A 26,518-nucleotide genomic window follows, 5' to 3' on the forward strand; every position below is an offset into this window, starting at 1 on the left:
TGCACTTAACTTTTGAGCCATGCAAAATACCTATACTAAACATTCAGAACAACCCTATGCGCCACATACGGCTTATCTCGAAATAGCCAAGGCTTTTGACAGACTCACTTATAAAAGCATTTATATTTTTGATTGCATTCAACGAAAAATTGAATATATATCGAATCATCGCTTTTTCTTACACAAACACACCCCGGAAGAAATTATAGAAATGGGCGAAGGTTTTTTCCACACCTTTATCAAAACGGAAGACCAACCCATCGTAAATCAGGCAAATGAAGCGGGTTTTGCTTTTTATGCTGCATTACCCGAATCAGAACGCAAAAGCTATACATTGGCATATAATTTTCATTTGGTTGATGAAAACCAAAACACCTTACTTGTTAACCACAGACTTACCCCATTATTAATAACCAACGAAGGTAAGATATGGAAAACTTTAGGTATGATTTCATTGGCCACAAATAATTCGTCAGGAAACATCACTCTTACCAAAGATGGAGACAATTCCATTCTGAAATATGATATCGAAGCAGACCAATGGATAGGCCATAGCAAAATAGCACTTTCTGAAAGAGAAATCCAGATTCTTCGCTTTTATGCCCAGGGGCTTACAATCAATGGAATTGCTTCCGTCCTAAACCTCTCTACCGATACTATCAAATTTCATCGCAGAAACCTGCTCCAAAAACTGGAAGTAAACAATATTAATAAAGCACTGGCATATGCAACAGCTTGTAAGCTTATATGAAAATTAAAGTAATTAATCCCTAATAGGGTGTCTTAATTTATGTAAAATTAATTGTTACTGTTTGGAGAATGTAGCTTTTGAGTACGTCTAAAAATTCTTTTCTTAATGAGAAGAAATTAGTAAAAAGAATTTTACGTCAATCAGTAAATATTACAAATCTAATTAGCAATAGCGTAAAGGTAAAAATTCATGATTTCGGAAATTTGACTATACAAAAAATATCAAATCATGAATACACATCAGCACGCAGTCAAACCGATAGTAAAAATTACTTCTGAGCCACAGAACGTAGCCGCTGACGAACCGGCATTCTTTGTTATTTCGGTTACCGAAAATTATAAAAATATTCCTTTGGAAGAAGTACACACCATGAAAATGCATCTCTTGCTGGTGAATGACGAATTAACATGGTTTGACCATATTCATCCGGAAGAACAGGCAGACGGTACTTATTATGTTTCTGAAACTTTTCCGTCATCCGGAAAATATCTTTTGTTTATGGATTACAAACCCATAGACCATCCGGCAGCTATTGTAAAACATACTATTGAAGTAGCTGGTAAATATCTTTACAAAAGGTCTGAATCGGATACAAAGTTGGCATCCGTTATTGATGGCTATACGGTAATCTTAGTCAATGGAAAAGACTTAAAAACAAATACCGGACAAAGTCTGCAATTTTCAATTGAAAAAGACAGTATCCTTCTTGAAGAAAAAGATATGCAACCTTATCTTGGAGCCAATGCACATATTGTAATGATAGGCAAAGCGGATAAAGATTTCCTTCACATACATCCCATGTCTGACAATCGCTTTCCAATCTATGCTGAAACCTATATTGAAAAAGCCGGTTTATACAGAATGTGGGTACAGTTTAAAATAGACGGAAAAATCCATACCACAGATTTTACAGTAGAAGTTTCAGAAAATGAGGAAATGGGAGAAAATCATAACGGTCATGGTGCTCATCATTAAGGAAAAGAAAATAAGCATCAACTCATTGGTGTACAAATTTCAATTAAAAAGCCATCAAGGTCTCTTATGTAAGCAACGACTTGTCCCCACGGTTTTGTTTTTGGATTTTCAACAACAGTGGCACCAGCATTTACAGCTTTTAAAATAGTTTCCTCTATATTTTCTGTTGTAAAACCAATTTCAATTCCAAATGGCTTTGTTGCTAAATTGCTTTCTATAAAACCATCTGTCAAATTTGATTTTGCTAATACTGTTGAAGCAAACGAAAGTGTCGTTTCTCCAACTAAAAGTTCACCATAATCGTTTTCAGGTGACACAAATTTTCTTGAAAAGCCTAATGCGTCTTCATAAAACTCAATGGCTTTTGTCACGTCCTGAACGTATAAAATGGTGTAAGCAAATTTTATCATTTGTCGTTTTTATTATTTTTATTCGTTAATGTCAAAGCTCTGTATTGGTAGTTTGGTTGGTTAAAATTGCGACTAATGGTTGTGCCTTTGATGTAATAAATTTAGTATTGATTTTGATGAAATCCTACTTTCAAATTTGTACAGATGTTTTATAGGAGCATTCCCAAAATCGTGTTTATTATTGCTTCAACTGCCCTAATTTCTTTAGTATTTCGGTTAATTCATCGGGTTTATTTGTTCCTATGAGCAATTTCTTATTATCTGTAAATTCAAGTTGCAGGCCTTTGTTACCAGAAACATTAAGTGCCTTTCCTTTTCCCATAAAACCGTAACGCAAACCCCATCCCCCATACTCAGCAATGGGAGCATATTGTCTGACATAAGATTTTGTCAATGTCTCCCAAGCATAATGCCGAAACTTTAAATGAAAAGGAAAAAAACGGACATAAATCCCGTCTTTCCTTATTATGGTCTCAAGCCGGAAGCTAACAAACAGAAAGGTAAGGAATACCGTTAGTGCCGTTGTTAGTATAAGCCCCGTGTTACTCATCGGTTTGTCTCCATAGGGTTCTCCGCCAACAACCTGCTTAATTACACCAAACAAAAAAAGTCCGTTAATGCCTAACAGGATGAACCAAAGCCACCATTGCTTGAACCTTTGTCTTTCTGTAAATAGGATTTCGTTATCCATTTTTTTATTTGCTGTTTAATGTCTCATCCACAAATTTTATCCAATTGTATTCTGATACTGAACCGTCAATAAAATAATCCGGTTGTAAACCGATATCGTCTATGGCAAAATCCGGAATTCTGTAACTTCTTGACAAACCATAGTAAAGTTCAAAATCTTTACAAGGCGATTCAATAATGTTGACATTAGAAATATCCAGCATTCCGCGGGTAGTCTTTCCGTATAGCTTGACCTTCTTGCTTTGTTTTGCGGTCAATAAAAACTGTTCGGTTGTACTTCCGTTTTTTTCATTAATTACAATACCAATGTTTTCCGGGTATCTTGTTATTTCTTTACGGGTCTGTATAAAAACGTCTTTATTAAAAATATCTACAAATTTTCCAAGTGATGCGTTTAAAGTCTCATAATATTTTTTGAAGCCTTCCTGTGATTCTTTGTCAAAGTCAGGATTTTGGGAAAGCTCCAGCATTCTCTGGTTATTAAGAGGCGTAGAATAAAACAGGGTACCCACTGTTCTTATTGGGTTGGTGTATAAAAATGGGATTAATGAACTGTAACTTGCATCGCTACCTCCCGGATTATTACGGACATCAATAATCAGGTTTTTTGTTGCCAAAATTATATCCTTGTTTTTCTCAATAATGCTGTCGATGTGCTTCTTTTCTGAAATTTCAAAATCAGGAATCCTCAAATAAGCAGTATTCTCATTTAATTTTTCAAACAGCGGCTTGGCAGTATCCAACCATTGAATTTCTTTTGAAATAGTAGCATCCTCCTTAATTTCAGGATACTTTTTCTGTAAAATCGTGGTATTAAGTTTTAGATAAGTATTTCCTATGGTTGTAATTTTACTAATCTTTTGGGGAGACTTGTTTCCTAAATAAAGAGTTCCGTCATTTTCAGTAAAAACAGTTTTTACATCACCAACTTTCCAGTTTTTATTGGTGGAATAAAGGATTGTGCCTACATATTCGTTGTTTCTGCGTTTTATTGCGATAACATAACTGCCAAAACTCCAAATCCCTTCATACTTATCCTGTGTCTTCTTTTTACTCAAATATTTTTTAAAATCTTTTTCATTAACCGGAATGTTCTCAACCGTGAAATTGGTTTCCTGAACAGGCTCTTTTAAATATTTAATCCCAATATGTCCGTCACGAAAAAACCGAACCCATTTATCTATTACTATGGCACATTCTTTATCATTAGGAAGCTGTTTTGCTTTTTCCAAATACATTTGGCTATGAAGTTCATAAGCATCTCTTCCTTTTTTGCTGATTATATATTCAAATCCTGCGTCGTTTTCTTCAAATGTTTTTTTTACCCAATTAAAATTGCTTTCACAATCACAGTTTTGGGCATAACTAAAGGTGGAAAAAGTTAATAACAGGAGTGGTAGAATTTTTCTTTTCATTATGATAGTATGTAATTTTATATTTGAACATGAATCTGTCTGACGCAACGGTAGGATTGCATTACAGTGAAATTCATGGGGGTATTTTATTGTCTTTTTTGATTGTTTTTATAGTTTCTCACCAGAACATAGACTGAAAATAGAAAAGTAATGCTATAAATAACAGCTAAGCCTGTATGCTCAAATTTTAGTGTTTTAAAATCGAACTGTTTAAATAAGACACTTCCTAGAATGATTGCTATTATACCAAAAATAAACGATGACGCTTTGTTTTTTTCCATGATTTTCAATGTTTTATCAAATACCAATCAGGTACTCCGATTTTGTGTCTAAAATACTTATTTTTAGCTATATTTTATTTCCGTTCTTATCAAAACTATCGGAACAATAAATGTTGCGACTGCAGTAAACCGGCTCTATTTCTGCACTGTGTTATAGCTAGCTTCTCTTTCTGTATATTTTAACTCCTAACCAAATAGTAATGCTGATGATTAATAGCAGTATAATTACCAAACCTGTCAGGTACCCTAAACCGTAATCGGTTAGGCGATTGTAATCACATATAAATATTCTCCCTATTTTATAAGTCAAGATTAGTCCTATTATCAATAGAAGGAAAAAAAGTATTTTTCTCATTATTTTGGGTTTTATTTTAAAAATCGCAGAGAGGGGAAATATTTCATCCCACTCTCTGCTGGAATTTTCAGCTTACTTTTGAACTGTTGTAGTTGTTGGTGTGTAAATACCAAAAGTCAAACCAGCAATTAAACCGTTAATAAACGAATGTTTTGTAGTAACAGTATAGTCAGTTGCTCCTTCAGCCATTGCTTTAGCATCCGAAACTCCAACCGGAGCCAAACCATAAATTACATAATGATTCCATTTTGAAACTTTTTGCTCTCCTTTAGCTCCTTTTCCTACCACAGTAGTGTAAGTATAGCATGAAGTAAATAGTGTTGAGCATAGCAAAGCTCCAACTGCCAGAGTGAAAACTCTTTTTTTCATAAATTATCTTTTAAGTTAAATTTCCTTACTCATAAGGCTTTTCAGTAACGCCCCGTTTTTTGAGTGGTTTCTGGTCTCCACTATATTTTAATTTATTACACACTTCGTTTTTCACAGATTTTTGATTCCTGCCAATCCAATCTGATAACAAATTCATCCGAAAGAGAATAATTTTTGAACTTTTTTTACCTTGAACCTTTATTGAAATATGTTCATTTCTTCATTATAGACAGGACTCTGTATACCCAGGAAATTCAATACACTGTGAAACACGTGGTGTTGCGTTAGTGACTTGTTGGGCTTGAGTTGTTTTGAGCCGTCAGACACCCAAACCAGAAAAGGAATTTCATACTGTTCCTTTGGAGCAATGCTCATAGGCATTCCGTGCATGTACAGGTTTTTCTCTCCCAAGGATTCACCATGGTCTGAAACAAAAATCATCGAACTTTTATACTCTTTCAACTGTTTCAGGTTTTCTATCACACCGTTCAGAATATAGTCCGTATAGACGATGGTGTTATCGTAGGCATTGATAAGTTCATCCTTTGAACAGTTACCCAATTCGACACTGTTGCATACGGGCTTGAAATTCTCAAACCGGGACGGATACTTTTTACTATAAGTAGGTCCGTGACTTGTACTGGTGTGTAATACCACCAACACCTTATCTTTTTTGCTGGCAAGTATCTGTTCTTTCAACCCTGACAATAAAACTTCGTCATAGCCACATCCTTCACCCTGGCAATCCGGCAGGAGAGCATCACGCTTCTGGTAGTTTTTTATATGAACCGGAGGTTCTCCCCAATTAGTTGTTCTCCAGATGACCTCTGCCTTATTCCTGTAAAGATAGTTTGGCAGTATCTCATACAGCTTTCCCGTATCGGCATGTTCCAGAATACATTTCACTCCCGCGGTAGTATAGGTGGCACAGGAAGTCGCTTCAAAATGGGAGAGGTTTTCCACTTTGGAAAGTAGCGGATTAGTGTTTCTCGCATACCCATAGAGTGAAAAATTCTGCTTCCTTGCTGATTCTCCGATAACCAAAACCACAACCGATTTTTCGGTATCTTTTATAGTAGCATCCGGTAACAGAATTTCTTTCTTGTTCTTCTGGTATTTGTGAATATAAAACAAAGAGGTGTTTACAGTATAAGACCAGGGCATTGCAAGTCCTCCTAATTGTTTTGAGTTTTTATCAATCCACAGCCAGTTACTGGCATTAGCAAATGCCATACTTACTATAAACAACAGTGTAAGCGATGAAGTGATTAAAAATTTCTTCAGCGGCACACTTGTTATTTTTGTTTTGACAATAAAGACAGCGGGAATAATTCCTAGAAAGATGACATATAGCACCAATTTAAGAGAAAAAAAGCTGCTGGATTCTTCATAATTGGTATTGAGGACATTGCCAATCATACTTTCGTCTATAATGACACTGTAGGTATTGACAAAATATACTGCAACTGCGCTAATGATAAAAAATAAGACCAATAAAAATTTCCCGACCGGACGAGAGAGATAAAGTATCAGGTAGAAAGCAAAAGCATTGGCTACCAGCATCAGCACCACGAGACTTACAATCAGAAGAATGCCGTTTCCACTTTTGTAGTCAACATTATTAAAGACATAGCCATAGAATGGAAAATGGAAAAACACAAAGTTCAATAAACTCATCAGTAAGGCAAAATGGGCTAAATTCAGGTTATTTTTTATCTTTAACATAGGCCGTGAAAATTTTATACAATGAGACAACTAAGCTAAGGAATGCGAGGTAAAACACTATCAAATTTTCATTAATTATTTTGGTAATTAATAAAATAGCACTAACCAGAAATAGAAGAAGAATGACGTAATAATATTTTTTATTGCCAATCCAGGACAGAATTTTATATTTCCGACTGATAAAAATGCCTGAAAGTCCGCAAACATATCCTACAATACTACCTACAATGACATCAATCGGGTAATGGGCTCCTACTCCAACTCTTGTAAAAGCAAGCCCAAAGCCTGTAATGATTAAGAAAAAAATCCATCCCATTTTGTACCATAATCTTTTAGGCATAAGGGCAAACATCAGCACGGTTAGAACTGTAAATACTGTAATGGAATGTCCGGAAGGCAGGCTGGTACATCCGGAGAGCCTTCTGCCAATGATAGTAAAACCCTCATTGTCAAATATTGCCGCTGGCCTGGGTACTGCAAATATATTTTTTAGCAAGCTGCAAAATACAAGTGAAACCAACGAACCGGATAGTAAGGCTTCCCACATTTTAGGAGCATATAGAACAAAAAGACCCAGAAGCGATAAAAAGACCAACGCATCCCCAAATTGAGTAAAATTATGCAGCAGGTTTGGGTATGGTGCCAGTTTACGATTAATAAAAAGAAAGCTGTTTTTCTGTATTTCCGCATATTCATTAATACATAAAGCATTCTGTCCATACAGAAACAAAACAATCAAAATCAGTAAGAAGAAAGGTAACAGGAATACAGGTATTTTGAGCCTGGAATAATTATTAATAACTTTTGTGTTCATAAGCCCTATTTATTTACATACGAGCCTCACTAAAATCACTTCAGCAAGGACGGAATTAAAATTTAATTGGGCTTTTGAACGATTTGACTCCTTAAAGTGTCAAATACGCTTTTTGGTAAAACACTCCATAGGAGTATCTTACCGATTTCTTTTATCGTGTTCTTTTATTCTATAAGTTTTTTTATTTGGATTTTTATTTATAAGATAGGTTCTCATTTTTAGGAAAAAGAATCTGCCTAAAAGAGAAACGAAAAAAATAATTGCAGTAAAAAACAATAACAAAAATTGCTTTTCCATAAGTTTTTTAATTGGCGTTTAAATTTGAAATACTACGATTACAAAAATTGTATTCTCGACAAACATAAAAATTATTTAAACATTTACATAATCATAATTTACATTTCACTTAAAATTATTTTTTTTATAACATTTATTTATCATTGAATTATTTGCACTATTTTTATAAAAATTAAATTTGTTTGAATTAGATTTTTTTTAGATATAAGCCACTTAATTCAATTTTACTCATGGACCAGTTAAAAACACGAATCAAGAAATTCAATGAAATAATTGACCGCACATTTGATGACGATGAAGGAGAATCAGAATATCGAATAGAACAGGCAGAAACCTCCAGCAAAGAAGAACTTAAAGAACTATCAGCTTTTTTTGACGCTGAAATACCGCAGGAATTATTGGCATTTTATCTACAGATTGGAGGCATACGAAACCATGCATTTGATGTTTACGGTTTAAATATCCCGCCTGCTTATGGTTTACTTAAACAACTAAAAGCCGAACGGCGTTACGAAAAGCGACAATCTATGGGGCTTATTGATGGTATTAAGCATTCCTGGAGCAATGACCGTCCGGAATTTAGCCATATACCGGAATCTCAAATCAACTACATCAATGCCAATTATAAGTGCATTGGTTTGCATCATTACGATTGGCAATTTGAAGAAGCTTTTTATATTTATTTTGACAAAAAGCACCAGTTTGGACTGTTGCGTTACCATCAGGATAAATTTGACACTTTATGGCAGGAACATCTTACTCCCCTACTCACTGAAAGCCAGGCCAATCAAACTCTGGAACAATTGCTCATACAGGTTTTAGACCGATTGGAAGAAGGCATACTTAATGATTTCAATGAGAATTAGGAGAAACTATTCTGTTTTATTCAATTTTATACATCTGGTTTCTACAATCCAAAATCATTTTTCGGTTTAGAAACAGTTTATTTCCAATCATTCCCTGCATGCCTGAAAACTTCATCAAAAAGTTTTGCGCTTTGGATGTGCCTTCAATATAAGTCACTTCTGAAAGTTGTAACGTTTTGCTTCCAAATCTTATTTTTTGATGGGACGCTGCTGTCATTACCGTTAGTATTTTTCCCCATGAATTTCCTTTATCAATTTTTACTTCACCGCCTTTTCTGTACTTTTCCCATTTATCCTTATTCATAATAAGTTCATAGCCACTTGTTCCGGAATCATACATCAGCTTCAGGTTTTCATTACCAATCACTGCCGGAATGAGAATCCTTCGTTTCTTAAATTCAAATCTTTCAAAACCACTACCTTCTCTTTTCTTAGAAAAGGAGCAGCGGCTATTTTTAAAGTCCAATATGACAATCCTTTTTTCCAACAAATCCGTTCCAAGGGTTCCTATTATATTTTGGGCATCGGGATTTTCAAAATCGGCCTTAGTTCCATAATCTAATACTTCAAAAAACTTTGATGAAACCTTCATATCCCGAAGCGAAAAATCCAGTGCTATTTTTGCTTTTTCTGTCTCTTCCGGAATCCTGTCCGGAAACCTGGCCTTAACAGATTGCAAAGAGTTCTTATAAAATACCGTTACGGGCGAACCCAAATCCAACTGCATATAAAACAACTTATCAATTCCATCAATTCTGACAGGTAAAAGAATGGCCCCATATGGATTTTTATCATTTCCCTGCCACACCATAGGAATACCTTCAGATAGGCCCGAAACGGTAAGATAATTTTGAGGTGGCGAGAATTTCTTTTCAAAATAGAAATAACCTCCAATTAACGATAAGGCAATAAGCGCCAATAGGCCCAACAGGATTTTTTTTAAAGTTTTCATTCCGATTTCTTTTTCATGCAAGATTCGGAATCAAAGTTAAATTTAACCCTAAAATCAATACGCCATTATTGTGACAATTTGACGACACAATCATAACATTCTTTATTTCAAATAAATACAAACCCTTTTCTTTCAAACACATGACTCAAAAATTATCTATTATTTAATGTGACATTCGCGGCTCTTCTTTATTTTAGTACTTTTATAAAGATTTTTTCTTACAATAAATAATCCTGACAGACTATTCGCGTTTTATATCCTGATGAAACCCTATTTCTTCCTTCTCTTCTTTTTTATGACGTCCTTTTCGTGGGCACAACGCGACAGCACCTATATCAGACCTTATGAGCATAATTTCTCGGTAAGGACCTATCTGGCGATTAACTTTCTGTCGATGGAACAACAGACAGGCACTGAGGAATACAAAAAATTTATGCCCAACAATCCACCCAATATTGGTTTGGGATTCTCAATGAACAATACGATTGTAAATGTCAGTTACGGACAGGGATTCAATTTTATGAGAGATAAGGAAAAGGGAAGAACCAAGGCGCTGGACCTGCAAATACACAATTACGGAAAGAAATTTACCTTTGATGTTTTTATACAGCGATACCGCGGATTCTATGCAGAAGACGAATCGGGTAATGTGCTTGCCCTTTATCCTGACCTGAAAATCCGGCAATATGGCGCTTACGGACAATACATCTTCAACAACAAAAAATTTTCATACAGGGCTGCCTTTAACCAAAATGAAAAACAGTTAAAATCGGCAGGAAGCTTTCTGATTGGCGGAGGCGTTTATTTTTCAAAGATTGAATCAGACAGTTCATTTGTACACAAAAAAAGAAATTCGCTGCATAATTTTCAATTTGGCGTAAGTGGTGGTTATGCCTATCTATGGGCAATCAACAAAAGATGGTTTGCGAGTATCTCGACTACTGTTGGTGTCAATATTGGTTCCGAAAAATTCAACACCTTTGGTAAAGAAAAAATCGAGGTCTATCCTACTTTATTTCCGCGCGTAGCTTTAGGTTATGATACTGAAAACTGGTCGGCGGGACTTTCATTTGTCAGCAATACCGTGTTTTCGGCCTTTTCAGATAATGAGCATTCAAATGTCAGCCTGTTTTCCGGAAATTTTAAACTTTCCTATATCCGAAGATTCGATTCTTTCGACTTTCTAAAAAAGAAGAAAAAACAGGTTGATTGATAGTAATGTCCTACTATAATAAGGCCTGGCATCTTTGCAAGGAAATAATTTCCCGCAAAGACGCCAGGCCACAAAGAGAAAGTAATCTGAAAAATCTTAAATCTTAAATCTTAAATTTTTTATTCACACGAAATAACCTTTACAGGCTCTGCTTCTAATTCCTGTTCTGCTTCCTTATGCTTCTTCTCCAGTGTAATAAACGTAAATCCAAAAGCCAACAGCAATAACGGAACACTCAACCAAATAACTTCGTGCACGCCATACTGTGCTATGACAAAACCGCCAAGCAAAGTTCCCAATGTGATACCGGCATTAAAAAAAGAAGGCATCAGACCATTTACACTTTCAAGTGCCTGTTCCGGAACACCATTTATGATGTGGATATTCGCAGCCAGGAAACCTCCCGTGTGAATGAAACCCCATATCGACAGAATAATGACCATCGGAACAAAAGCACCACCAAATTGATACGCCAATAAATGGATTCCTATCAGGGACAGTAAAAACAATCGGTTAGTTAGCATTACATTTTTGCTGAGTGCGATTCCCATAAGCCAGTTTCCAACAATACCGGTCACACCAAAAACAAGCAGCATAATGCTGATTTCCGTGCCATTCATATGCGAAATCTTATCCATATACTCGGCCAGATAACCATAAGTTGCAAACATTCCCGCCACTATAATCAAAGACGTAAAAAGCTTGAACCATACCTGAGGTTTGTCTAATACTTTTACCTGATTTTCTGTAGGCAGTTTTTCTTCCACAGGCATTGAAGGAACAAAAAGAGCCAGAGCTATAAAAGCGATAAGGTTAATGATTCCCGCCAAAGCGAAGGAAGCCCTCCAATCAAACAAATCTGCCATGTAAGTTGTTATTGGAACACCCAATACGGTTGCCACACTAAGACCGGCCATCACAACAGAAATTGCTTTTGGAGCATCTTTAGGTCCGGCCTGTTTTGCTGCTGCCGACATAGATACTGCCCAAAAAACAGGATGCAGGAAAGCCGGAACGATGCGGGCAATCATTAGCATTGTGAAATTAGGAGAAATAACAGAAAGCAGATTCGATATTACAAATACAGCCAAAACGGCACACATTATGGTCTTGCGGTTAATCTTGGCCGTTAGCATTGTAGTAAACGGACCCGCTACAGCAACAGTCAGTGCAAAAGCACTTAACAGCCAGCCTGCCGTATCGATTGAAACCTGAAATTCTTTTGCCAGCGTTGGCAAAATACCTATAACTCCAAATTCTGTGGTAATAATACCGAAGGCTCCCAAAGCCATTATATAGATTGACTTATTCATTAATTCAAATATTTAAATGTTTCTATTAATAATAAAGGTTAAAAAATTCTGTAAGCAGGCAAAGCTAGACTTTCAGGTTGTTGAGGCTGGCGATATACTCGTCAAGTACTTTTTGGTTGAGCGAATATTTTAGGTTTCTTCCTTCTTTTTCAGGAATAAGAAGGTCAGCATCTACCAATTGCTTGAGGTGGTGCGAAACAGAAGGCTGTGTAAGGTCGAGCATATCATTAAACTCGGCACAGTAAACACCATCATGCTTTTTTTTGAATTGCTGCAGAATAGCAATCCTGCTCACATCGCTCAGGGCTTTAGATATTTTCTCTATTTTTTTGTTATCCATCATAGCAATTATGATAACGATCATTTGGTAAATCTGTTACAAAATTACAAAACATATAGAAACATATAAATATATGCATGGATAAATTTGATTTAAATATCAACAATATCTATTCTGTAAAGTCAAGCCCGCGGAAAAATTGACCTTTCCTGCTGACTTACAAACAGTTGATTACAGAACTTTCTTTAATGCTCCTGATAACAAAAGCACTTTTGATATTGGAAATAATTTCAAGTTTTGAGATTTTGTGTACGGCGAAATTCTGATAATCTTCCATATCATCCAGTAAAAGTTTTAGGAGAAAATCATAAGTACCGGCTATATAGGATGCTTCCAAAACCTCATCAAGTCCTAAAACATACGATTCAAATTCTTCAAAAAGCGATTCCTGATGCCTCACAAGCGTTACCTGGCAATACACCAATAATTTTTTTCCCAAACCTTTGGGGTCGATTACGGCAGCATAATTCTGAATGACACCTGCAGATTCCAACTTTTTGATTCGCTCATGAACCGGAGTAATGGACAGGTTTACCTTCTCTGCCAGCTGTTTTATAGATTGTTTTGCATCTTTTTGGAGTTCCAGCAGCAATTTTCTGTCGGTTGCATCTAATGTTATCATAGTATGATTTTCTATTTTGGATAAAAAGCCCAATACAAAACTATATAAAAATACTTTTAAAAATAGATTAAAAAGAAAAATATACTGATTTTAATGTATTTTACAGAATTAAAGTGTTTTATTAAATACATTTGCCACAGAAATACGGACTAAAAAATTTGATACCAATCAAATAATAAAATCTACCCAATGAATCAGTTTACAAACATCAGCAAAAACCCAACTTCAAAATCTAAAAACTTTTTTGTTTTTTTAGACTGCATGATGCTATGTAAAAATTGTTGGCATAAAGCCACAACCTGCTGTACAAACAGTACCTCAATGTATGGCGCATCAATGGATTATTGGTGCATGAATATTTCATAAAATCGTAAGACCTCGACTTTGTATAAAACAAAGGAGGCTTGTGCGAGCCTCCTTTTTTTGTGCCGTTTTTTATAGCAGCTAAAAAACGATACGTATAAGTGTATGCTGCTAAAATTAATCAAATCTTTTAAAAATGAAGAGTAAACTATCAAAAATTCTATTCGGATTTTTGCTTCTCAATGCGCTAATAGCAGCAGCGCAGGAAAAGGAAATTTCCGGATATGTTACTGATGCGAACAGTCTTTCGCTGCCCGGCGTTACCATAGCGGTAAAAAATACGACACTGGGAACCCAAACCGATTTCGATGGAAAATTCACCATCAAAGCGACCCCGGAAGACATTCTTGTTTTCACTTTCCTGGGATATAAAACCCGGGAAATTAAAGTAGGTAGCCAATCCAATCTGACGGTACAGCTTTTGGACGAAAGTGTTGGTTTGGACGAAATTGTAATCGTTGCTTACGGAACCCAAAAACAACGTGCGGTTGTGGGTGCCATTGGAAAAGTGAGCAGTGAGGTTTTAGAAAAGCAGCAGGCCACTTCTGTAATTTCTGCCTTACAAGGTTCTGTTCCGGGTGTCAGCGTTATTAATTCCAGCGGTCAGCCGGGTGAAAGTCCAACAATACGTGTGAGGGGAATCGGCTCAATAAACGCCTCCGCTTCTCCGCTGATTATTGTAGACGGTGTTCCTTTTAACGGAAACATCAATTCCATCAGTTCCGACCAGATTGAATCTATGAACGTCCTGAAAGACGCAGCGTCAACCGCTTTATACGGTTCCCGTGGTGCCAACGGCGTTATTGTCATCAAGACAAAATCAGGCAAGAGAAATTCCCTGCCGCAGGTAAGTTTCAGGGTTTCTTCGGGAATCTCCGGTGATGCGGTAAAAACCCATGAAGTTTTAGGCACTAATGACTATGTAAAATATTTATGGGAAGCCCGAAAAAACACCTATCAGTATATTCAGGGACAAACTCCTGAAAATGCAGCCAGCAATGCGGCTTCAGGATTGGTTAGCGCTTTGGGATACAATCCATACAATGTTTCAAACATTATCGATTCGAACGGACAATTAAATCCGAATGCCCAATTAAACTGGGAAACGAATTGGAAGGACGAACTGTTCCGGAACCAAAGCTTTAGGAATGAGTACAATTTCAATGTGAGCGGCGGTAGTGAAAATACCACCTACTTCTTATCCGGAAATTACCTGAATCAGGATGGATTGGTCAAAACCTCAAAGTTTGAACGTTCCACATTCCGATTAAATGTTGACACTAAAGTAAACGACTGGCTTGAAGTGGGAAGCAACGTTGCCTATTCGGCCTCACGACAAAACTTTCCTGTGCAATCCGGCACTTCCTTTACCAGCGCCATGAGTTGGATTTATGCCATGCCAAGCGTATACCCTGTCTACAGACGAAATCCAGACGGCAGTCTTGTATCAGGAAATATTTTTGACTACGGAAACACAACGCAATTGGTGAACGGGGTACGTCCTTTAATGAGTGGCGACAATGCTGTAGGTTCGCTTTATAACGACCAGAACCGCAACAACAGAAGCAATGTAAATCTTAACGGATATGCCAAGTTTTTACTGACGGATAAGCTTTCCTTCAAAACCAATCTGGCTTATGAAGATTATAATTATGATGCCAAAGAATATATGAACTCTGTTTACGGGCAGGCATCAAGTGTCAATGGAAGAGTAAGCCGTGAAAAGACCAGCACAAAAACCATAAATTTCATCAATGCATTACGCTATGACAATAATTTTGGAGACCATTCTGTTGGTGTTGACGTAATTTACGAAGCCTATCAATCCAAAAATGACCTGTTTGCAGCTTCATCGACCGGATTTTTACCAGGCGTAACGGTGATAGGCGGCGGAACTACTCCAGAGTCTGTAGATGGTTATGTTTTGGAAGACCGTTTAAACAGCTTTTTAGGGAGAGTGAGTTATGATTTTGCAAACAAATACTTTCTGGAAGCTTCCTACAGAAGAGACGGTTCTTCCCGATTTTCACAGGAGGTGCGTTGGGGTAATTTCTATTCAGTTGGAGCTTCCTGGATTATTTCGGATGAGAATTTCTTAAAAGACAGTAACGTGGTCAATCTTCTGAAATTAAGAGGTTCTTATGGTGAATTGGGTAATAACCAGACTTCTTCCTATTTCCCGTATATCCAGAGTTTTGAAACAGGTTTCAGCCAACTGGAAAATCCCGGCGTTTTGCTGGGCGACCGTGTTGATAAAAACCTGACCTGGGAAAAAACGGCATCGTTCAACATTGGACTGGATTTCAGCCTTTTCAACAGCCGACTGGAAGGTTCTGTAGATTATTACAACAAGAGTTCAATCGACCTTTTGTACAATGTTCCGATTCCGTCATCAACCGGAAATACAAGCGTATTGACCAATGCAGGTTCTCTAAGAAATTACGGTCTGGAGGTTAGCCTTACATCACATAACATCAAAACCGATAACTTCTCGTGGGATACGAATCTGAATTTTTCTTTAGACCGAAACAAGATTACGGAACTGACGCAGGATTCTTTTATCACAGGTCTGAATCGTTGGGAAGTAGGACGCTCGCTTTATGATTTTTATCTGAGAGAGTATGCCGGTGTCGACCCGAATGACGGTTATGCTATGTGGTATAAGGATGTGGTTGATGCCAACGGAAATGTTACCGGAAAAGAAACGACTAAAAATTATGACGAAGCAACAAGATATTACAACAAATCGGCCCTTCCTGCAATCATTGGAGGTATTACGAATTCAGTACAGTTCAAAAGATTTGATGTAAGTGCCTTGTTCAATTTTAGTTTGGGCTCCTATGTCTATGATTCTGATTATGCAGCCCTGATGGGCGGTATTTCAAGAGGAAGGCAAAGCTCACCCGATATTGAAAACCGCTGGACAAAACCGGGTGATATTACCAATATTCCTGTATTGCTCAACTCGACCAATAATTTTGCGGCGGCTTCCACCCGATTCCTGTACAAAAATGATTATGTGAGATTGAAAGCGCTGACATTAGGATACAGCCTTCCAATTGAAAGTATTCATAAACTGAAGATTAATCAGGCAAGGATTTATCTTCAGGCAGACAACCTGCTGACATTCCAATCGCATAAAGGAATCGACCCGGAACAAAGCATTAACGGAACAACCAATTTCAGGTCGCCGCTTTCAAGAACTGTGACATTAGGATTCAACCTTAATTTTTAACACCTAAAGACATGAAAAAAACATATATTTTACTCGTCCTTCTATCTGCAAGCCTTTTGCAGACCGGATGTTCTTCCGATTTCTTAGATGAGCCTAAACCTACAAATAATGTCACTCCTGATGTTATTTTCAGCAATCGCGCAGGTGTCGATGCTTTTATTGCAGGAATCCTTCGATTGAACCGCGGCCAGTTTCTAAACAATGAAGCAGCCGGCTTGCAGTCTATTTATTTTGCAAGAAGCGTTAGGGGCGAATCGTTAATCCAGAAACAGATTTGGTTTGGCGACGACTATGATTTCCAAAACCGGGAAGCAACTTACACACGCCCCAATTTCACCTGGAGATTTTCGTATAAGATTATTGACCAATTGAACAATCTGATTAAAGGAATAGAATCAAGCAGCCAGCTTTCGGAACAGGACAAAAGGGAAACCAAATCACAGGCATTGGCATTGAGAGGATTTTATTATTTCCAATTGGCCCTGGAATTTGGCGATGCCTACCAGTCACCTAAAAACCTGCAATTCCCTCCTATTTATACAGAACCTACTTCTGAAGGAAAAGGAATGTCGACAAAAGCTGAATTTTTCGGTCAGATTTTATCCGATTTAGAAACCGCAGTCGCCGGCTTGTCTGAAGAACGAATTGACAAATCGTATATCAACAAACAGGTTGCACAGGCTTTTTTGGCCCAGGTATATCAATATACCGGAGATTGGAATAATGCAAAAACAACTGCCAATGAAGCCTATGGCGGAAACACCAGTGCCGTTTTGGATGCGGCAAGCTATTCCAAAGGTTTTAATGATTTTAATGCCAGAGAATGGTTATGGGCACTGCCACAAACCGCAGACCAGAGCGCTTATTACATGTCTCACCCGCATGCTATGATGGACCATGTTGCCGTAGCCTATCACGGAACATTTATTAATGATGATTTTGTCAACCTGTTTTCCGGAACAGATGTCCGAAATTTGTTTTCAAATCTTTATAACGCACCTGTTGGCGACTGGCAGGAATTTGTAACTTCAAAATTCAAGTTCACGTTTGATGCCGATATCCCTGTCATCCGTTATCCGGAATTAATTTTGATTGAAGCCGAAGCCGAATATCATTTGGGGAACGAAAGCAGGGCACGCGAACTGCTGGATGCCATTCGTTTAAACAGAGATAATCAGGCGCAAGCTTCAACAGCTTCAGGTAATGCTCTTTTTGAACTTATCCTAACGGAACGAAGAAAAGAATTTTACGGTGAGAACGGTATAGAATGGTTTGATGCAAAACGTCTGCTGCGTGGCATTACACGTACCGGAAACCACAGAACACATATCAATCTGACCGCAGATGATAAAAGGTTTGAGCTTAAAATTCCGCAAGAGGAAATTGACGCGAACCCGAACATCACAAATTCCGTAAACAGTAACCGATAAATCATCGCAGCAGAAATCCTAAAAACGCAATCTAAAACATAGGTTGCGTTTTTTTTATATCCTTTATCGTATTTCCAATGCTGATTTATTTCATTATTTTTGTTTAATCAACTCTAAAAAACGATGAACAGCAGTAAAAGTACTTTTAGCATTAAGGACCTGGAAAATTTATCCGGCATAAAAGCCCATACCATACGTATCTGGGAAAAAAGGTATAATATACTGAAACCCATGCGTACCGCATCAAATATCAGGCTATACGATACTGAAAATCTACAGAAACTGCTCAATATTACGCTTCTGCACAGCCACGGCTACAAAATATCCAAAATCTCAAAATTCCCTCCTGAAAAGATTCCGCAGCTTGTAAGTGAAATCATTTCCGACAAAAATATTAACAGTCAGGTTATCAGTTCCTTCAAGATGGCCATGATGGATTTTGACCAAAGACTGTTTAATACCACCTATGAAAACCTTCTTGTAACAAAATCATTCGGAGAAATTTTTAAAGAATTGTTCATTCCGCTGCTAAATGAAATTGGAATGCTTTGGCAAACCGGAACAATTACACCTGCCCACGAACATTTCATCAGTTATCTAATCAGGCAAAAACTATTAAGCAACACCGAACAGTTACAATTGCCGGACCCGTCCAAAAAAGAAAAAATCTTTGTACTGTATCTGCCGCAAAATGAAATCCAGGAACTCGGACTGATGTATCTCAACTATGAAATCCTTTCACGCGGTTATCAGACCGTTTATCTGGGACAATCTATAGCTATTGAAAACTTAAAAGGATTGGCTACCCATTTTGATACTATAGTGTTCCTGTCTTATTGGACTACGTTCCCCGAAGCGGACACCATTCCGGAATATCTTGAGAAGATACAACACGAAATTTTGAGCAGCGGTCATTCAGAATTTTGGGTTTTGGGAAAAATGGCGCACTATATCCCAACGGAAAACCTTAATCAAAAAATTTCCGTATTTACTACTTTACAGCACGCCTTAAACAAACTATAATTATTTCTTAAAAACTCAATTCTGTTTATCATTTTACTATATTTGTTAAACAATATGAACAAAAACATCAAAATCATAGGTTCCGGCTTTTCTGCCCTGGCAGCATCCTGCTATTTGGCAAAACAGGGGCACTCTGTCACCATTTATGAAAAGAATGCGACAACAGGGGGGCGTGCGAGGCAATTAATAAAAGATGGTTTTACATTTGACATGGGACCAACATGGTATTGGATGCCCGATGTTTTTGAGAGGTTCTTTGCAGATTTTGGAAAAAAGCCTTCAGACTATTATGAATTGTCGAAGCTATCGCCAGCCTATAAAGTATATTTTGGAGAGAAAGACAGCATTACCATTGCCGACAATCTCGATGAAATAGCCGCAACGTTTGAAAATACAGAAAAAGGCAGCTCGCAAAAACTAAAGGAATTTATTTCTGAGGCTCAGAGCAATTATGACATAGCCATAAAAAATTTGGTCTACCGTCCCGGAGTTTCACCTTTGGAACTGATAACTCCCGAAACCATGATGAAAGTGGGGCAATTTTTTGGCAATATTTCAAAAGATGTCAGGAAGCGTTTTAAAAACAGAAAACTTGTACAGATACTCGAATTTCCGGTTTTGTTTTTAGGAGCCAAGCCTTCAGACACGCCATCGTTCTATAGTTTTATGAATTTTGCAGATTTCGGGCTTGGAACCTGGCATCCAAAAAATGGAATGTATGCCGTAGTCGAAGCTATGCAAAAACTGGCAGAAGAACTAGGTGTAATAATAAAGACGGACGCTGTTATAGATGAAATTATTGTTAAAGACGGAATAGCAGAAGGGCTTATTGTAAACGGAACTAAAATAGAAGCCGACATCATTGTAAGTGGTGCCGATTACCATCATACAGAAACCCTTTTGCCTCAAAAATACCGGGTTTATACTGAAGAATATTGGAATAAGAAAACGTTTGCTCCATCCAGCCTGCTGTTTTATGTAGGGTTTGACAAAAAAATAGCCAATGTAGAACACCATACGCTGTTTTTTGATGTGGATTTTGAGAAACATGCAGAAGCTATATATGATGACCCGAAATGGCCGGAAGAACCTTTGTTTTATGCCAGCTTCCCATCAAAAACCGACAAGAATGCGGCACCTGACGGAAAAGAAGCCGGAATATTCCTGATTCCTCTGGCCCCCGGAATAACTGATACTGAGGAGTTAAGAAATGTTTATTTTAATAAAATCATGGAACGTTTTGAAAGGATTACCGGACAAAGCATCCAAAATAATGTTATATTTAAGGAATCCTTTTGCATCAATGATTTTGTAAAAGAGTACAATTCCTTTAAAGGAAACGCATATGGACTGGCTAATACGCTTTTACAGACCGCTTTTTTAAGGCCTAAACTTAAAAGCAAAAAAGTCAATAATCTATATTTTACAGGCCAACTGACGGTTCCGGGTCCCGGTGTTCCTCCTGCTTTGATTTCAGGAAAATTGGTTTCGGAACTGATTCAGAAGAACAAATCTTAAAATTGCTAAAAATCTTACCTCTATGAAAGCTATTTTTGACCAAATTTCCTTTGATTCCAGTAAGTGTGTGACCAAAGCTTACAGCACTTCTTTTTCTTCTGCCGTAAAAATGCTTTCGCCAACTATACGACAGGATATCTACAATATTTATGGTTTTGTACGATTTGCAGATGAAATTGTAGACAGCTTTCATGACTATGATAAGGAAAAACTATTTGATTCTTTTGAGCAGGATTTTTACCGTGCGTTGCAAGACGGCATCAGCCTCAACCCGATATTAAACTCATTTCAGCATACGGTCAGAAAATACGATATCCCTGTTGACCTTGTCAAAACTTTTTTGGAAAGCATGCGTTGGGACCTTACCAAAAAAGGATGCGATAACAAGGAAGAATACAACAATTATATTTATGGGTCTGCGGATGTTGTAGGCTTAATGTGTCTAAAAGTATTTGTAAAAGGCGATGCTTCAAAATATGAAGAATTAAAGCAGAGTGCAATGAGATTGGGCTCTGCCTTTCAAAAAGTAAACTTTCTGCGGGACCTGAAAGACGATTTTGAAAACCTGAACCGTACCTACTTCCCGAATGCCAATCTGGAAAAACTGGATGAAGCATCAAAAAAACAAATCATAGAAGAAATTGAAGCCGATTTTAAATACGGTTACGAAGGCATTGTAAAATTGCCTATCGAAGCCAAACTGGGTGTTTATACTGCTTATGTCTATTATAAAAAGTTACTGCACAAGCTAAAGAAAACACCTTCGGCTAAAATCCGAACTACACGCATACGGGTTCCCGATTATGAAAAGCTGAGCCTTTTTGCCAGATGCTATTTCAATTATAAGTTAAACATTTTATAATCTGTAGTATGTGGCTCCACCTGATTGTTTTTGTCCTTACTTTCTGCATCATGGAATTCATGGCCTGGTTTAGCCATAAATATATCATGCACGGTTTTTTATGGAAACTGCATGCAGACCATCATAAAAAAGACCACGATTCGTGGTTTGAGAGGAATGATGCTTTTTTTATCATCTATGCAGTGATCAGCATTATCTTTTTTCTTTTATGGCAAAACGATATTCTTGAAATAGGGCTGGCTATAGGGTTAGGAATTTTTGTTTACGGCTGTGCTTATTTTTTGGTACATGACATTTTTATCCACCAAAGATTTAAGCTTTTTCGAAACACAGATAATCCCTATGCCAGAGCTGTAAGACGGGCACATAAAATGCACCACAAGCACATCGGGAAAGAAGATGGGGAATGTTTCGGAATGCTGTTGGTTCCTTTTAAATATTTCCGACAGGAATTCCGTAAAAAATAAAAGCGCCCAAAACCGGACGCTTTTATAACTAACTGTAACAACCTAATCTAATTCGGAATCATTTTTTGTAACGGCTTTAACTGTTCAATATCCAGATTTGCCTTATTCAATACAGAAAGCATTGTCATTATGGAGTTTGGTGACATGTTTTTGCCCAACACTCTGACTATTGCAAATCCTGCATCGTTTTTATTAGCGAAAAGCACAAACTCATCAATCTTATCTTCTTCACCTACAAAATAGACGGCACCGCCTTCTTTCCCGGAATTGACCTTAATAAGCTCCTGATATTTTTCGTTCTTCAGGATATTTTTGATTTTAGCACGTTCTGCTTCAAACTTCGCCGGATTTTTTGCATCTGCCTGATAGGCCAGAATGTTCATCTTTTTTAAAGTTTCCAGCGCTGCGTTTTCTTCTGCAGAAATCTCTGACTTGTTCAGTCTCAATATATCCGTCGTAAGGTCAAGGGCAATAAAATCTTTCGATTCTGAGTTTTTAACAAAATACTGCTGTAAGGTCGGTTCTGAATTGCAGCTCCATAACATAAGGCACAAGGCCGCTACTATTGCAAGTTTTTTCATGGCTTTCATCTTATTTTGGACCTTTCGGTCCTTTTGGTCCCTTAGGACCTTTTAATCCTTTTTTCAATGCATCTCCACCCGGAAGATTGTCTGTCAATGCTGATACGTCGTTAAGGTCAAAATCCCCTTTTAAAGACATTAGGACTGTTTCTTCTTTGCCGCCGCCTTCAATGAACATCAACAATTCTTTTACTCTGGTGGAAGAACCTCCGGACTTGACATAAATCTTGATATTTTTTCCTCCATCGTTAACTCTCATGAGTTCTTCCAGGGCTGCAGATTTAAGATACTTGTCAGAAGTCAGTTTCATATCAGACGTTACCTTTGGACTCGAGGTAACGAATACCCTCAGGTTATCAAGTTTTTTGACCAGATTCATATATTGCTGAGCCTCTTTATCATTCGACTTGACGTTTCCCATCATCTCAAACATTTTTTTGTTTACGATGACTGCTGTTACTCCTTCAAGGCCGTCATACTTGTCAAAAGCGGACTGCGCAAAAAAGCTAAGCGGCATTATTGCTAGGATTGCTGTTATTAAAAACTTCTTCATTTTAGTTGTATTTATTGATTTTTGTATGCATTTCTTATTTTGACAAACCGTCCAGACTCGCCAGATCAATGTCTCCTATTAGGGAAATCAAGACTGTTTCGTCACCTTTTTTATCTCCTCCGTCGATAAACATAAGCAATTCTTTTACTTTAGAGGAACTTTTCCCTGATTTCATGTAAATCATTACATTCTTTCCTTCATCGTTTACTCTTACCAGTTCTTCCAGACCTTCTTTTTTACGGTATGAATCGAATGCAGATTTCATTTCTGCAGCTTTTTTAATACTTGAAGTAGAAAACAATTTGAAGTTATCAATATTGTTGGCCATCTTCATATATTTTGCTGCATCTTTTTGTTTTACGTCCGGTTTGATTTCTCCCAGCATTTCAAATGCTTTTTTGTTTATCACTACGGAAGTAATGTCATCTTGTCCGTCAAATTTGTCAAAGGCTGATTGTCCAAAAAATAAAGTTGGAACTAAGGCTAAAGCTAGGGTAATTATAAGTCTTGTCATTTTTTCTAATTTTTAAATATTAAGTTTTTTGATTGTTGGTACTCATTAACATATTGCATACTTTCAACGCCTACATTCACATTCTTTGACAACAGGTTCAGGGCTTTTTGCGTTTCTTCAAACGCTTTTTCAGGATCATTATAGGTACCTAAATCCTCGCTCTGACTGATGTTTCGGTTGTAAAATGTAAACATGCCCAACAAAATCACAACTGATGCTGCAACCGACAGCCACGCTACCTGTAGTTTTTTAGATTTTAGCGGTATCTGCTGCTCAAACTTTTGCTCTTTTGCTGAAGAGAAATAACCAAACATTGCCTTGTAATGCTCCAAATGCTGCGCAACATCTGCAGATGAAAAATAAGCTTTTAACTCGTTTTCTTCGGCAATAGAGGTTTCTCCCTCAAAGTATTTTTCTAATAATATTTCTATTCTATCCAATTCCATAATTGTGTGTTTTTGTCATAAATTCTCTAATCGTCTTCCTTGCTCTTGAAAGCGCAACTCGCACTGCGGTTTCATTCATATCCATCATTTTGGCAATTTCTTCAAATTCATATTGTTCGACATCTCTAAACTGAACTATCATTCGTTGTTGTTCCGGAAGTCCGTCGATAATTTTCTCAACCCATCCTAAACTATCCCGGTCTTCAAGCTGTTTTTGCATTCCGGCCTGTCCGTCTGTGTAATTATTATGTACAATCTGCAGATTTCCGGCTCTTTTTGATTTTAGCTGGTCCAGACAATAATTTTTTGTAATTGTCATGGCAAAAGCTTCAACACTGTTATACTTATCCAACCCGTTTTTTTTGTCCCAAAGCTTGACCAAAACTTCCTGAGTTGCATCTTCTGCTTCCTCCGTACTAACAAGCAGACGCTTGGCCAGCCTAAAGACTTTATCCTTAAACGGAGTTATTATTTTTACAAACTCAGATTGGTTCATTTTTGACTTTTAATTGGTCGGTTATATAATCAAGACGAGTCACTTTATTTTTTGTTACAAGAAAAAATTGAAATTAAGACTAAAACCTCTAAATTTACGTTAATTATATTGCTATCCCTATAAGATATTTTGTTTATGAAAAAGACTTTTATTTTCGCAATCCTTTTATTCATCGGAATTTCAAGCTTCTTTGCTTGTCAGGATGACCTTGATGATATTGAAGTTCCAAAAGAATTAAAAATTAACGATTTTATTTGGAAAGGCCTTAATTTATATTATTACTGGCAGGCAGATGTAACGGATTTATCAGATAGCCGATTTGCCAATCAGGGTGAATTAAACGCATATCTTAATGGTTTTAGCTCACCGGAAGATTTATTCTACAGTCTATTAAACAATTATCCGAATACCGACAGGTTTAGCGTAATTTTTAGCGATTATACCGTTTTGGAAGGTGTTCTTAGCGGAAATACGGCAAACAACGGAGTCGATTACCAACTGTTGCGAAAAGCAGAAGGTTCTGATGAAGTTTTTGGCTGGGTACGCTATATCATTCCTAATTCTGATGCTTCTTCTAAAGACATCCGACGCGGGGATATTTTTTATGCCGTAAACGGAACTCCATTAAATGTCAATAACTACAGAGAACTGCTTGCAGGGCAGAATTATACTTTAAATTTAGCCGATTATGACAGCGGAAACATTACTCCAAACTCCCGTTCGGTAGCATTGACCAAAACAGAACTGGCTGAAAACCCAATCCTTATTAATAAGGTTTTGACTTATGATACGCACAAAATAGGCTATTTGATGTACAATGGTTTTTATGGCGAATATGACAATAACCTGAATACTGTTTTCGGACAATTCAGAGCCGAAGGTGTAACTGATTTGGTTTTGGATTTGAGATACAATTCCGGAGGTGCCGTAAAATCTGCAACTTATTTGGCGAGTATGATTACAGGCCAATTTAACGGACAGGTTTTTGCAAAACAGCAATGGAACGCCAAGATTGAAGATTATTTTAATGATAATGACCCGGAACAGCTCATCAACCGATTCTCAAACAGTATTGGAGGTAACGCTATTAACAGCCTGAACCTGTCCAAAGTATATATACTCACCTCAAAAAGCACCGCTTCTTCCAGTGAATTGGTCATCAACGGGCTGAAACCTTACATTGGGGTTGTTCAGATTGGAGACGTTACGGTTGGAAAAAATGTAGGTTCCGTGACCTTATATGATTCGCCTTCGTTCGGAAAGCAGGGACGTTCCAATCGCCATAAATATGCCATGCAGCCTATCTGTTTCAAAATTGTAAACTCGGCAGGATTTGGAGAATATCAAAATGGAATATCTCCTCCTACACCTCAGCCTGAAAACCTGGGTGATCTTGGAGTTTTGGGCGAACCTACAGAACCTCTTTTGAGCATGGCAATCTCACAGATTACAAGCGTAGGACGAAGAAGAATGCAACAGCCGGATAAAACATTCGAACCTTTCAAAGACCGCAAGTCGATGCAGCGATTTGGTACTGAAATGTATATCGACAAAGTTCCGGATGGAATTAAAGATTTTTTCAAATTTTAATCGATACAAAAAAAAGGCTTCCAGATTGGAAGCCTTTTTTATTTGCAAACGA

27 protein-coding genes are annotated in these 26,518 nt (G+C 37.3%); 11 read left to right on the plus strand and 16 right to left on the minus strand.

Features of this window, described 5'->3' with window-relative positions:
* Positions 1-19: 19 nt before the first annotated feature.
* Entirely contained in the window at positions 20-751 is a 732-nt protein-coding gene (locus tag ASG38_RS14640; RefSeq protein ID WP_056072672.1) for a response regulator transcription factor, read from the plus strand.
* Between the two features lie 228 nt (positions 752-979).
* Positions 980-1,726, plus strand: coding sequence for a hypothetical protein (locus tag ASG38_RS14645; protein ID WP_056072675.1), 747 nt, complete (start codon positions 980-982; stop codon positions 1,724-1,726).
* 17 nt (positions 1,727-1,743) lie between these two features.
* Here ASG38_RS14645 and ASG38_RS14650 read toward each other — a convergent pair whose 3' ends face one another.
* The 7 genes from ASG38_RS14650 to ASG38_RS14680 all read right to left on the minus strand — a co-directional run bounded on the left by ASG38_RS14650 (position 1,744) and on the right by ASG38_RS14680 (position 7,785).
* On the minus strand, positions 1,744-2,136 hold the full coding sequence (locus ASG38_RS14650) for a VOC family protein (RefSeq protein WP_056072678.1): 393 nt from the start codon (positions 2,134-2,136) through the stop codon (positions 1,744-1,746).
* A 178-nt stretch (positions 2,137-2,314) separates the two neighbouring features.
* Positions 2,315-2,827 carry a hypothetical protein gene (locus tag ASG38_RS14655; RefSeq protein WP_056072682.1) on the minus strand — a complete coding sequence of 171 codons (513 nt, stop codon included), beginning with the start codon at positions 2,825-2,827 and terminating at the stop codon, positions 2,315-2,317.
* 4 nt (positions 2,828-2,831) lie between these two features.
* Entirely contained in the window at positions 2,832-4,241 is a 1,410-nt protein-coding gene (locus ASG38_RS14660; protein WP_056072684.1) for a S41 family peptidase, read from the minus strand.
* Positions 4,242-4,327: 86 nt separating this feature from the next.
* Positions 4,328-4,522, minus strand: a complete 195-nt coding sequence (locus ASG38_RS14665; RefSeq protein WP_056072688.1) for a hypothetical protein — start codon at positions 4,520-4,522, stop codon at positions 4,328-4,330.
* A gap of 427 nt (positions 4,523-4,949) precedes the next feature.
* Complete coding sequence (locus tag ASG38_RS14670; protein WP_056072690.1) at positions 4,950-5,246, minus strand: Bor family protein; 297 nt, start codon at positions 5,244-5,246, stop codon at positions 4,950-4,952.
* Between the two features lie 198 nt (positions 5,247-5,444).
* Positions 5,445-6,971 (minus strand): phosphoethanolamine--lipid A transferase EptA, encoded by a 1,527-nt coding sequence (eptA, locus tag ASG38_RS14675; protein WP_056072693.1) that lies wholly within the window; start codon positions 6,969-6,971, stop codon positions 5,445-5,447.
* Positions 6,952-7,785: a phosphatase PAP2 family protein gene (locus ASG38_RS14680; RefSeq protein ID WP_056072696.1), complete on the minus strand. Its 834-nt coding sequence runs from the start codon at positions 7,783-7,785 to the stop codon at positions 6,952-6,954. The genes eptA and ASG38_RS14680 overlap by 20 nt, the downstream gene beginning before the upstream one ends.
* Before the next feature lie 527 nt (positions 7,786-8,312).
* Here ASG38_RS14680 and ASG38_RS14685 point away from each other — a divergent pair.
* Positions 8,313-8,948 carry a hypothetical protein gene (locus tag ASG38_RS14685; protein ID WP_056072698.1) on the plus strand — a complete coding sequence of 212 codons (636 nt, stop codon included), beginning with the start codon at positions 8,313-8,315 and terminating at the stop codon, positions 8,946-8,948.
* A 16-nt stretch (positions 8,949-8,964) separates the two neighbouring features.
* On the opposite strand, the gene ASG38_RS14690 is transcribed toward ASG38_RS14685, so the two are convergent.
* Complete coding sequence (locus tag ASG38_RS14690) at positions 8,965-9,900, minus strand: hypothetical protein (protein WP_056073027.1); 936 nt, start codon at positions 9,898-9,900, stop codon at positions 8,965-8,967.
* Positions 9,901-10,162: 262 nt separating this feature from the next.
* Between ASG38_RS14690 and ASG38_RS14695 the strand changes: the two genes are divergently transcribed.
* Complete coding sequence (locus tag ASG38_RS14695) at positions 10,163-11,113, plus strand: DUF4421 family protein (protein WP_082482236.1); 951 nt, start codon at positions 10,163-10,165, stop codon at positions 11,111-11,113.
* Positions 11,114-11,232: 119 nt separating this feature from the next.
* Here the strand turns inward: ASG38_RS14695 and ASG38_RS14700 are convergent, their stop codons facing one another.
* The 3 genes from ASG38_RS14700 to ASG38_RS14710 form a co-directional block, all read right to left on the minus strand.
* Positions 11,233-12,426, minus strand: a complete 1,194-nt coding sequence (locus tag ASG38_RS14700) for an MFS transporter (RefSeq protein ID WP_056072702.1) — start codon at positions 12,424-12,426, stop codon at positions 11,233-11,235.
* A 64-nt stretch (positions 12,427-12,490) separates the two neighbouring features.
* A complete protein-coding gene (locus ASG38_RS14705; RefSeq protein ID WP_235498602.1) occupies positions 12,491-12,790 on the minus strand; it encodes a helix-turn-helix transcriptional regulator in 300 nt (99 codons plus the stop codon).
* A 133-nt stretch (positions 12,791-12,923) separates the two neighbouring features.
* Complete coding sequence (locus ASG38_RS14710; protein ID WP_056072705.1) at positions 12,924-13,388, minus strand: Lrp/AsnC family transcriptional regulator; 465 nt, start codon at positions 13,386-13,388, stop codon at positions 12,924-12,926.
* Positions 13,389-13,887: 499 nt separating this feature from the next.
* Between ASG38_RS14710 and ASG38_RS14715 the strand changes: the two genes are divergently transcribed.
* The 6 genes from ASG38_RS14715 (at position 13,888) to ASG38_RS14740 (ending at position 22,286) form a co-directional block, all read left to right on the plus strand.
* On the plus strand, positions 13,888-16,986 hold the full coding sequence (locus ASG38_RS14715) for a TonB-dependent receptor (protein ID WP_056072709.1): 3,099 nt from the start codon (positions 13,888-13,890) through the stop codon (positions 16,984-16,986).
* Positions 16,987-16,997: 11 nt separating this feature from the next.
* Positions 16,998-18,416 (plus strand): RagB/SusD family nutrient uptake outer membrane protein, encoded by a 1,419-nt coding sequence (locus ASG38_RS14720; protein ID WP_056072714.1) that lies wholly within the window; start codon positions 16,998-17,000, stop codon positions 18,414-18,416.
* A gap of 123 nt (positions 18,417-18,539) precedes the next feature.
* Positions 18,540-19,439: a MerR family transcriptional regulator gene (locus ASG38_RS14725; RefSeq protein WP_056072717.1), complete on the plus strand. Its 900-nt coding sequence runs from the start codon at positions 18,540-18,542 to the stop codon at positions 19,437-19,439.
* A 54-nt stretch (positions 19,440-19,493) separates the two neighbouring features.
* Positions 19,494-20,957 carry an NAD(P)/FAD-dependent oxidoreductase gene (locus ASG38_RS14730; RefSeq protein ID WP_056072720.1) on the plus strand — a complete coding sequence of 488 codons (1,464 nt, stop codon included), beginning with the start codon at positions 19,494-19,496 and terminating at the stop codon, positions 20,955-20,957.
* A 22-nt stretch (positions 20,958-20,979) separates the two neighbouring features.
* Positions 20,980-21,819, plus strand: coding sequence for a phytoene/squalene synthase family protein (locus ASG38_RS14735; RefSeq protein WP_056072723.1), 840 nt, complete (start codon positions 20,980-20,982; stop codon positions 21,817-21,819).
* Positions 21,820-21,827: 8 nt separating this feature from the next.
* Positions 21,828-22,286, plus strand: a complete 459-nt coding sequence (locus ASG38_RS14740) for a sterol desaturase family protein (protein WP_056072726.1) — start codon at positions 21,828-21,830, stop codon at positions 22,284-22,286.
* Between the two features lie 47 nt (positions 22,287-22,333).
* Here the strand turns inward: ASG38_RS14740 and ASG38_RS14745 are convergent, their stop codons facing one another.
* Genes ASG38_RS14745 through ASG38_RS14765 form a run of 5 tightly spaced genes read right to left on the minus strand, consistent with a single transcriptional unit; the run spans position 22,334 to position 24,876 of the window.
* On the minus strand, positions 22,334-22,867 hold the full coding sequence (locus tag ASG38_RS14745) for a DUF4252 domain-containing protein (protein ID WP_101472983.1): 534 nt from the start codon (positions 22,865-22,867) through the stop codon (positions 22,334-22,336).
* A 10-nt stretch (positions 22,868-22,877) separates the two neighbouring features.
* Positions 22,878-23,420, minus strand: a complete 543-nt coding sequence (locus ASG38_RS14750) for a DUF4252 domain-containing protein (protein WP_056072732.1) — start codon at positions 23,418-23,420, stop codon at positions 22,878-22,880.
* A gap of 34 nt (positions 23,421-23,454) precedes the next feature.
* Complete coding sequence (locus ASG38_RS14755; RefSeq protein WP_056072735.1) at positions 23,455-23,934, minus strand: DUF4252 domain-containing protein; 480 nt, start codon at positions 23,932-23,934, stop codon at positions 23,455-23,457.
* Positions 23,935-23,939: 5 nt separating this feature from the next.
* Complete coding sequence (locus ASG38_RS14760) at positions 23,940-24,380, minus strand: hypothetical protein (protein WP_056072737.1); 441 nt, start codon at positions 24,378-24,380, stop codon at positions 23,940-23,942.
* Positions 24,367-24,876 carry an RNA polymerase sigma factor gene (locus tag ASG38_RS14765; protein WP_056072740.1) on the minus strand — a complete coding sequence of 170 codons (510 nt, stop codon included), beginning with the start codon at positions 24,874-24,876 and terminating at the stop codon, positions 24,367-24,369. The genes ASG38_RS14760 and ASG38_RS14765 overlap by 14 nt, the downstream gene beginning before the upstream one ends.
* Before the next feature lie 135 nt (positions 24,877-25,011).
* Between ASG38_RS14765 and ASG38_RS14770 the strand changes: the two genes are divergently transcribed.
* On the plus strand, positions 25,012-26,466 hold the full coding sequence (locus ASG38_RS14770) for a S41 family peptidase (protein WP_056072743.1): 1,455 nt from the start codon (positions 25,012-25,014) through the stop codon (positions 26,464-26,466).
* Positions 26,467-26,518 lie beyond the last annotated feature (52 nt).

Source organism: Flavobacterium sp. Leaf359, from assembly GCF_001423985.1.
GTDB lineage: Bacteria > Bacteroidota > Bacteroidia > Flavobacteriales > Flavobacteriaceae > Flavobacterium > Flavobacterium lindanitolerans.

Bases quoted from the DNA above. Each gene is read 5' to 3' on its own strand.
- eptA (WP_056072693.1), bottom strand. From the start codon at position 6,971: ATGTTAAAGATAAAAAATAACCTGAATTTAGCCCATTTTGCCTTACTG.
- ASG38_RS14705 (WP_235498602.1), bottom strand. From the start codon at position 12,790: ATGATCGTTATCATAATTGCTATGATGGATAACAAAAAAATAGAGAAA.
- ASG38_RS14680 (WP_056072696.1), bottom strand. From the start codon at position 7,785: ATGAACACAAAAGTTATTAATAATTATTCCAGGCTCAAAATACCTGTA.
- ASG38_RS14715 (WP_056072709.1), top strand. From the start codon at position 13,888: ATGAAGAGTAAACTATCAAAAATTCTATTCGGATTTTTGCTTCTCAAT.
- ASG38_RS14650 (WP_056072678.1), bottom strand. From the start codon at position 2,136: ATGATAAAATTTGCTTACACCATTTTATACGTTCAGGACGTGACAAAA.
- ASG38_RS14660 (WP_056072684.1), bottom strand. From the start codon at position 4,241: ATGAAAAGAAAAATTCTACCACTCCTGTTATTAACTTTTTCCACCTTT.
- ASG38_RS14665 (WP_056072688.1), bottom strand. From the start codon at position 4,522: ATGGAAAAAAACAAAGCGTCATCGTTTATTTTTGGTATAATAGCAATC.
- ASG38_RS14645 (WP_056072675.1), top strand. From the start codon at position 980: ATGAATACACATCAGCACGCAGTCAAACCGATAGTAAAAATTACTTCT.
- ASG38_RS14730 (WP_056072720.1), top strand. From the start codon at position 19,494: ATGAACAAAAACATCAAAATCATAGGTTCCGGCTTTTCTGCCCTGGCA.
- ASG38_RS14740 (WP_056072726.1), top strand. From the start codon at position 21,828: ATGTGGCTCCACCTGATTGTTTTTGTCCTTACTTTCTGCATCATGGAA.
- ASG38_RS14735 (WP_056072723.1), top strand. From the start codon at position 20,980: ATGAAAGCTATTTTTGACCAAATTTCCTTTGATTCCAGTAAGTGTGTG.
- ASG38_RS14640 (WP_056072672.1), top strand. From the start codon at position 20: ATGCAAAATACCTATACTAAACATTCAGAACAACCCTATGCGCCACAT.
- ASG38_RS14765 (WP_056072740.1), bottom strand. From the start codon at position 24,876: ATGAACCAATCTGAGTTTGTAAAAATAATAACTCCGTTTAAGGATAAA.
- ASG38_RS14685 (WP_056072698.1), top strand. From the start codon at position 8,313: ATGGACCAGTTAAAAACACGAATCAAGAAATTCAATGAAATAATTGAC.
- ASG38_RS14760 (WP_056072737.1), bottom strand. From the start codon at position 24,380: ATGGAATTGGATAGAATAGAAATATTATTAGAAAAATACTTTGAGGGA.
- ASG38_RS14745 (WP_101472983.1), bottom strand. From the start codon at position 22,867: ATGAAAAAACTTGCAATAGTAGCGGCCTTGTGCCTTATGTTATGGAGC.
- ASG38_RS14750 (WP_056072732.1), bottom strand. From the start codon at position 23,420: ATGAAGAAGTTTTTAATAACAGCAATCCTAGCAATAATGCCGCTTAGC.
- ASG38_RS14755 (WP_056072735.1), bottom strand. From the start codon at position 23,934: ATGACAAGACTTATAATTACCCTAGCTTTAGCCTTAGTTCCAACTTTA.
- ASG38_RS14695 (WP_082482236.1), top strand. From the start codon at position 10,163: ATGAAACCCTATTTCTTCCTTCTCTTCTTTTTTATGACGTCCTTTTCG.
- ASG38_RS14725 (WP_056072717.1), top strand. From the start codon at position 18,540: ATGAACAGCAGTAAAAGTACTTTTAGCATTAAGGACCTGGAAAATTTA.
- ASG38_RS14690 (WP_056073027.1), bottom strand. From the start codon at position 9,900: ATGAAAACTTTAAAAAAAATCCTGTTGGGCCTATTGGCGCTTATTGCC.
- ASG38_RS14700 (WP_056072702.1), bottom strand. From the start codon at position 12,426: ATGAATAAGTCAATCTATATAATGGCTTTGGGAGCCTTCGGTATTATT.
- ASG38_RS14670 (WP_056072690.1), bottom strand. From the start codon at position 5,246: ATGAAAAAAAGAGTTTTCACTCTGGCAGTTGGAGCTTTGCTATGCTCA.
- ASG38_RS14655 (WP_056072682.1), bottom strand. From the start codon at position 2,827: ATGGATAACGAAATCCTATTTACAGAAAGACAAAGGTTCAAGCAATGG.
- ASG38_RS14720 (WP_056072714.1), top strand. From the start codon at position 16,998: ATGAAAAAAACATATATTTTACTCGTCCTTCTATCTGCAAGCCTTTTG.
- ASG38_RS14710 (WP_056072705.1), bottom strand. From the start codon at position 13,388: ATGATAACATTAGATGCAACCGACAGAAAATTGCTGCTGGAACTCCAA.
- ASG38_RS14770 (WP_056072743.1), top strand. From the start codon at position 25,012: ATGAAAAAGACTTTTATTTTCGCAATCCTTTTATTCATCGGAATTTCA.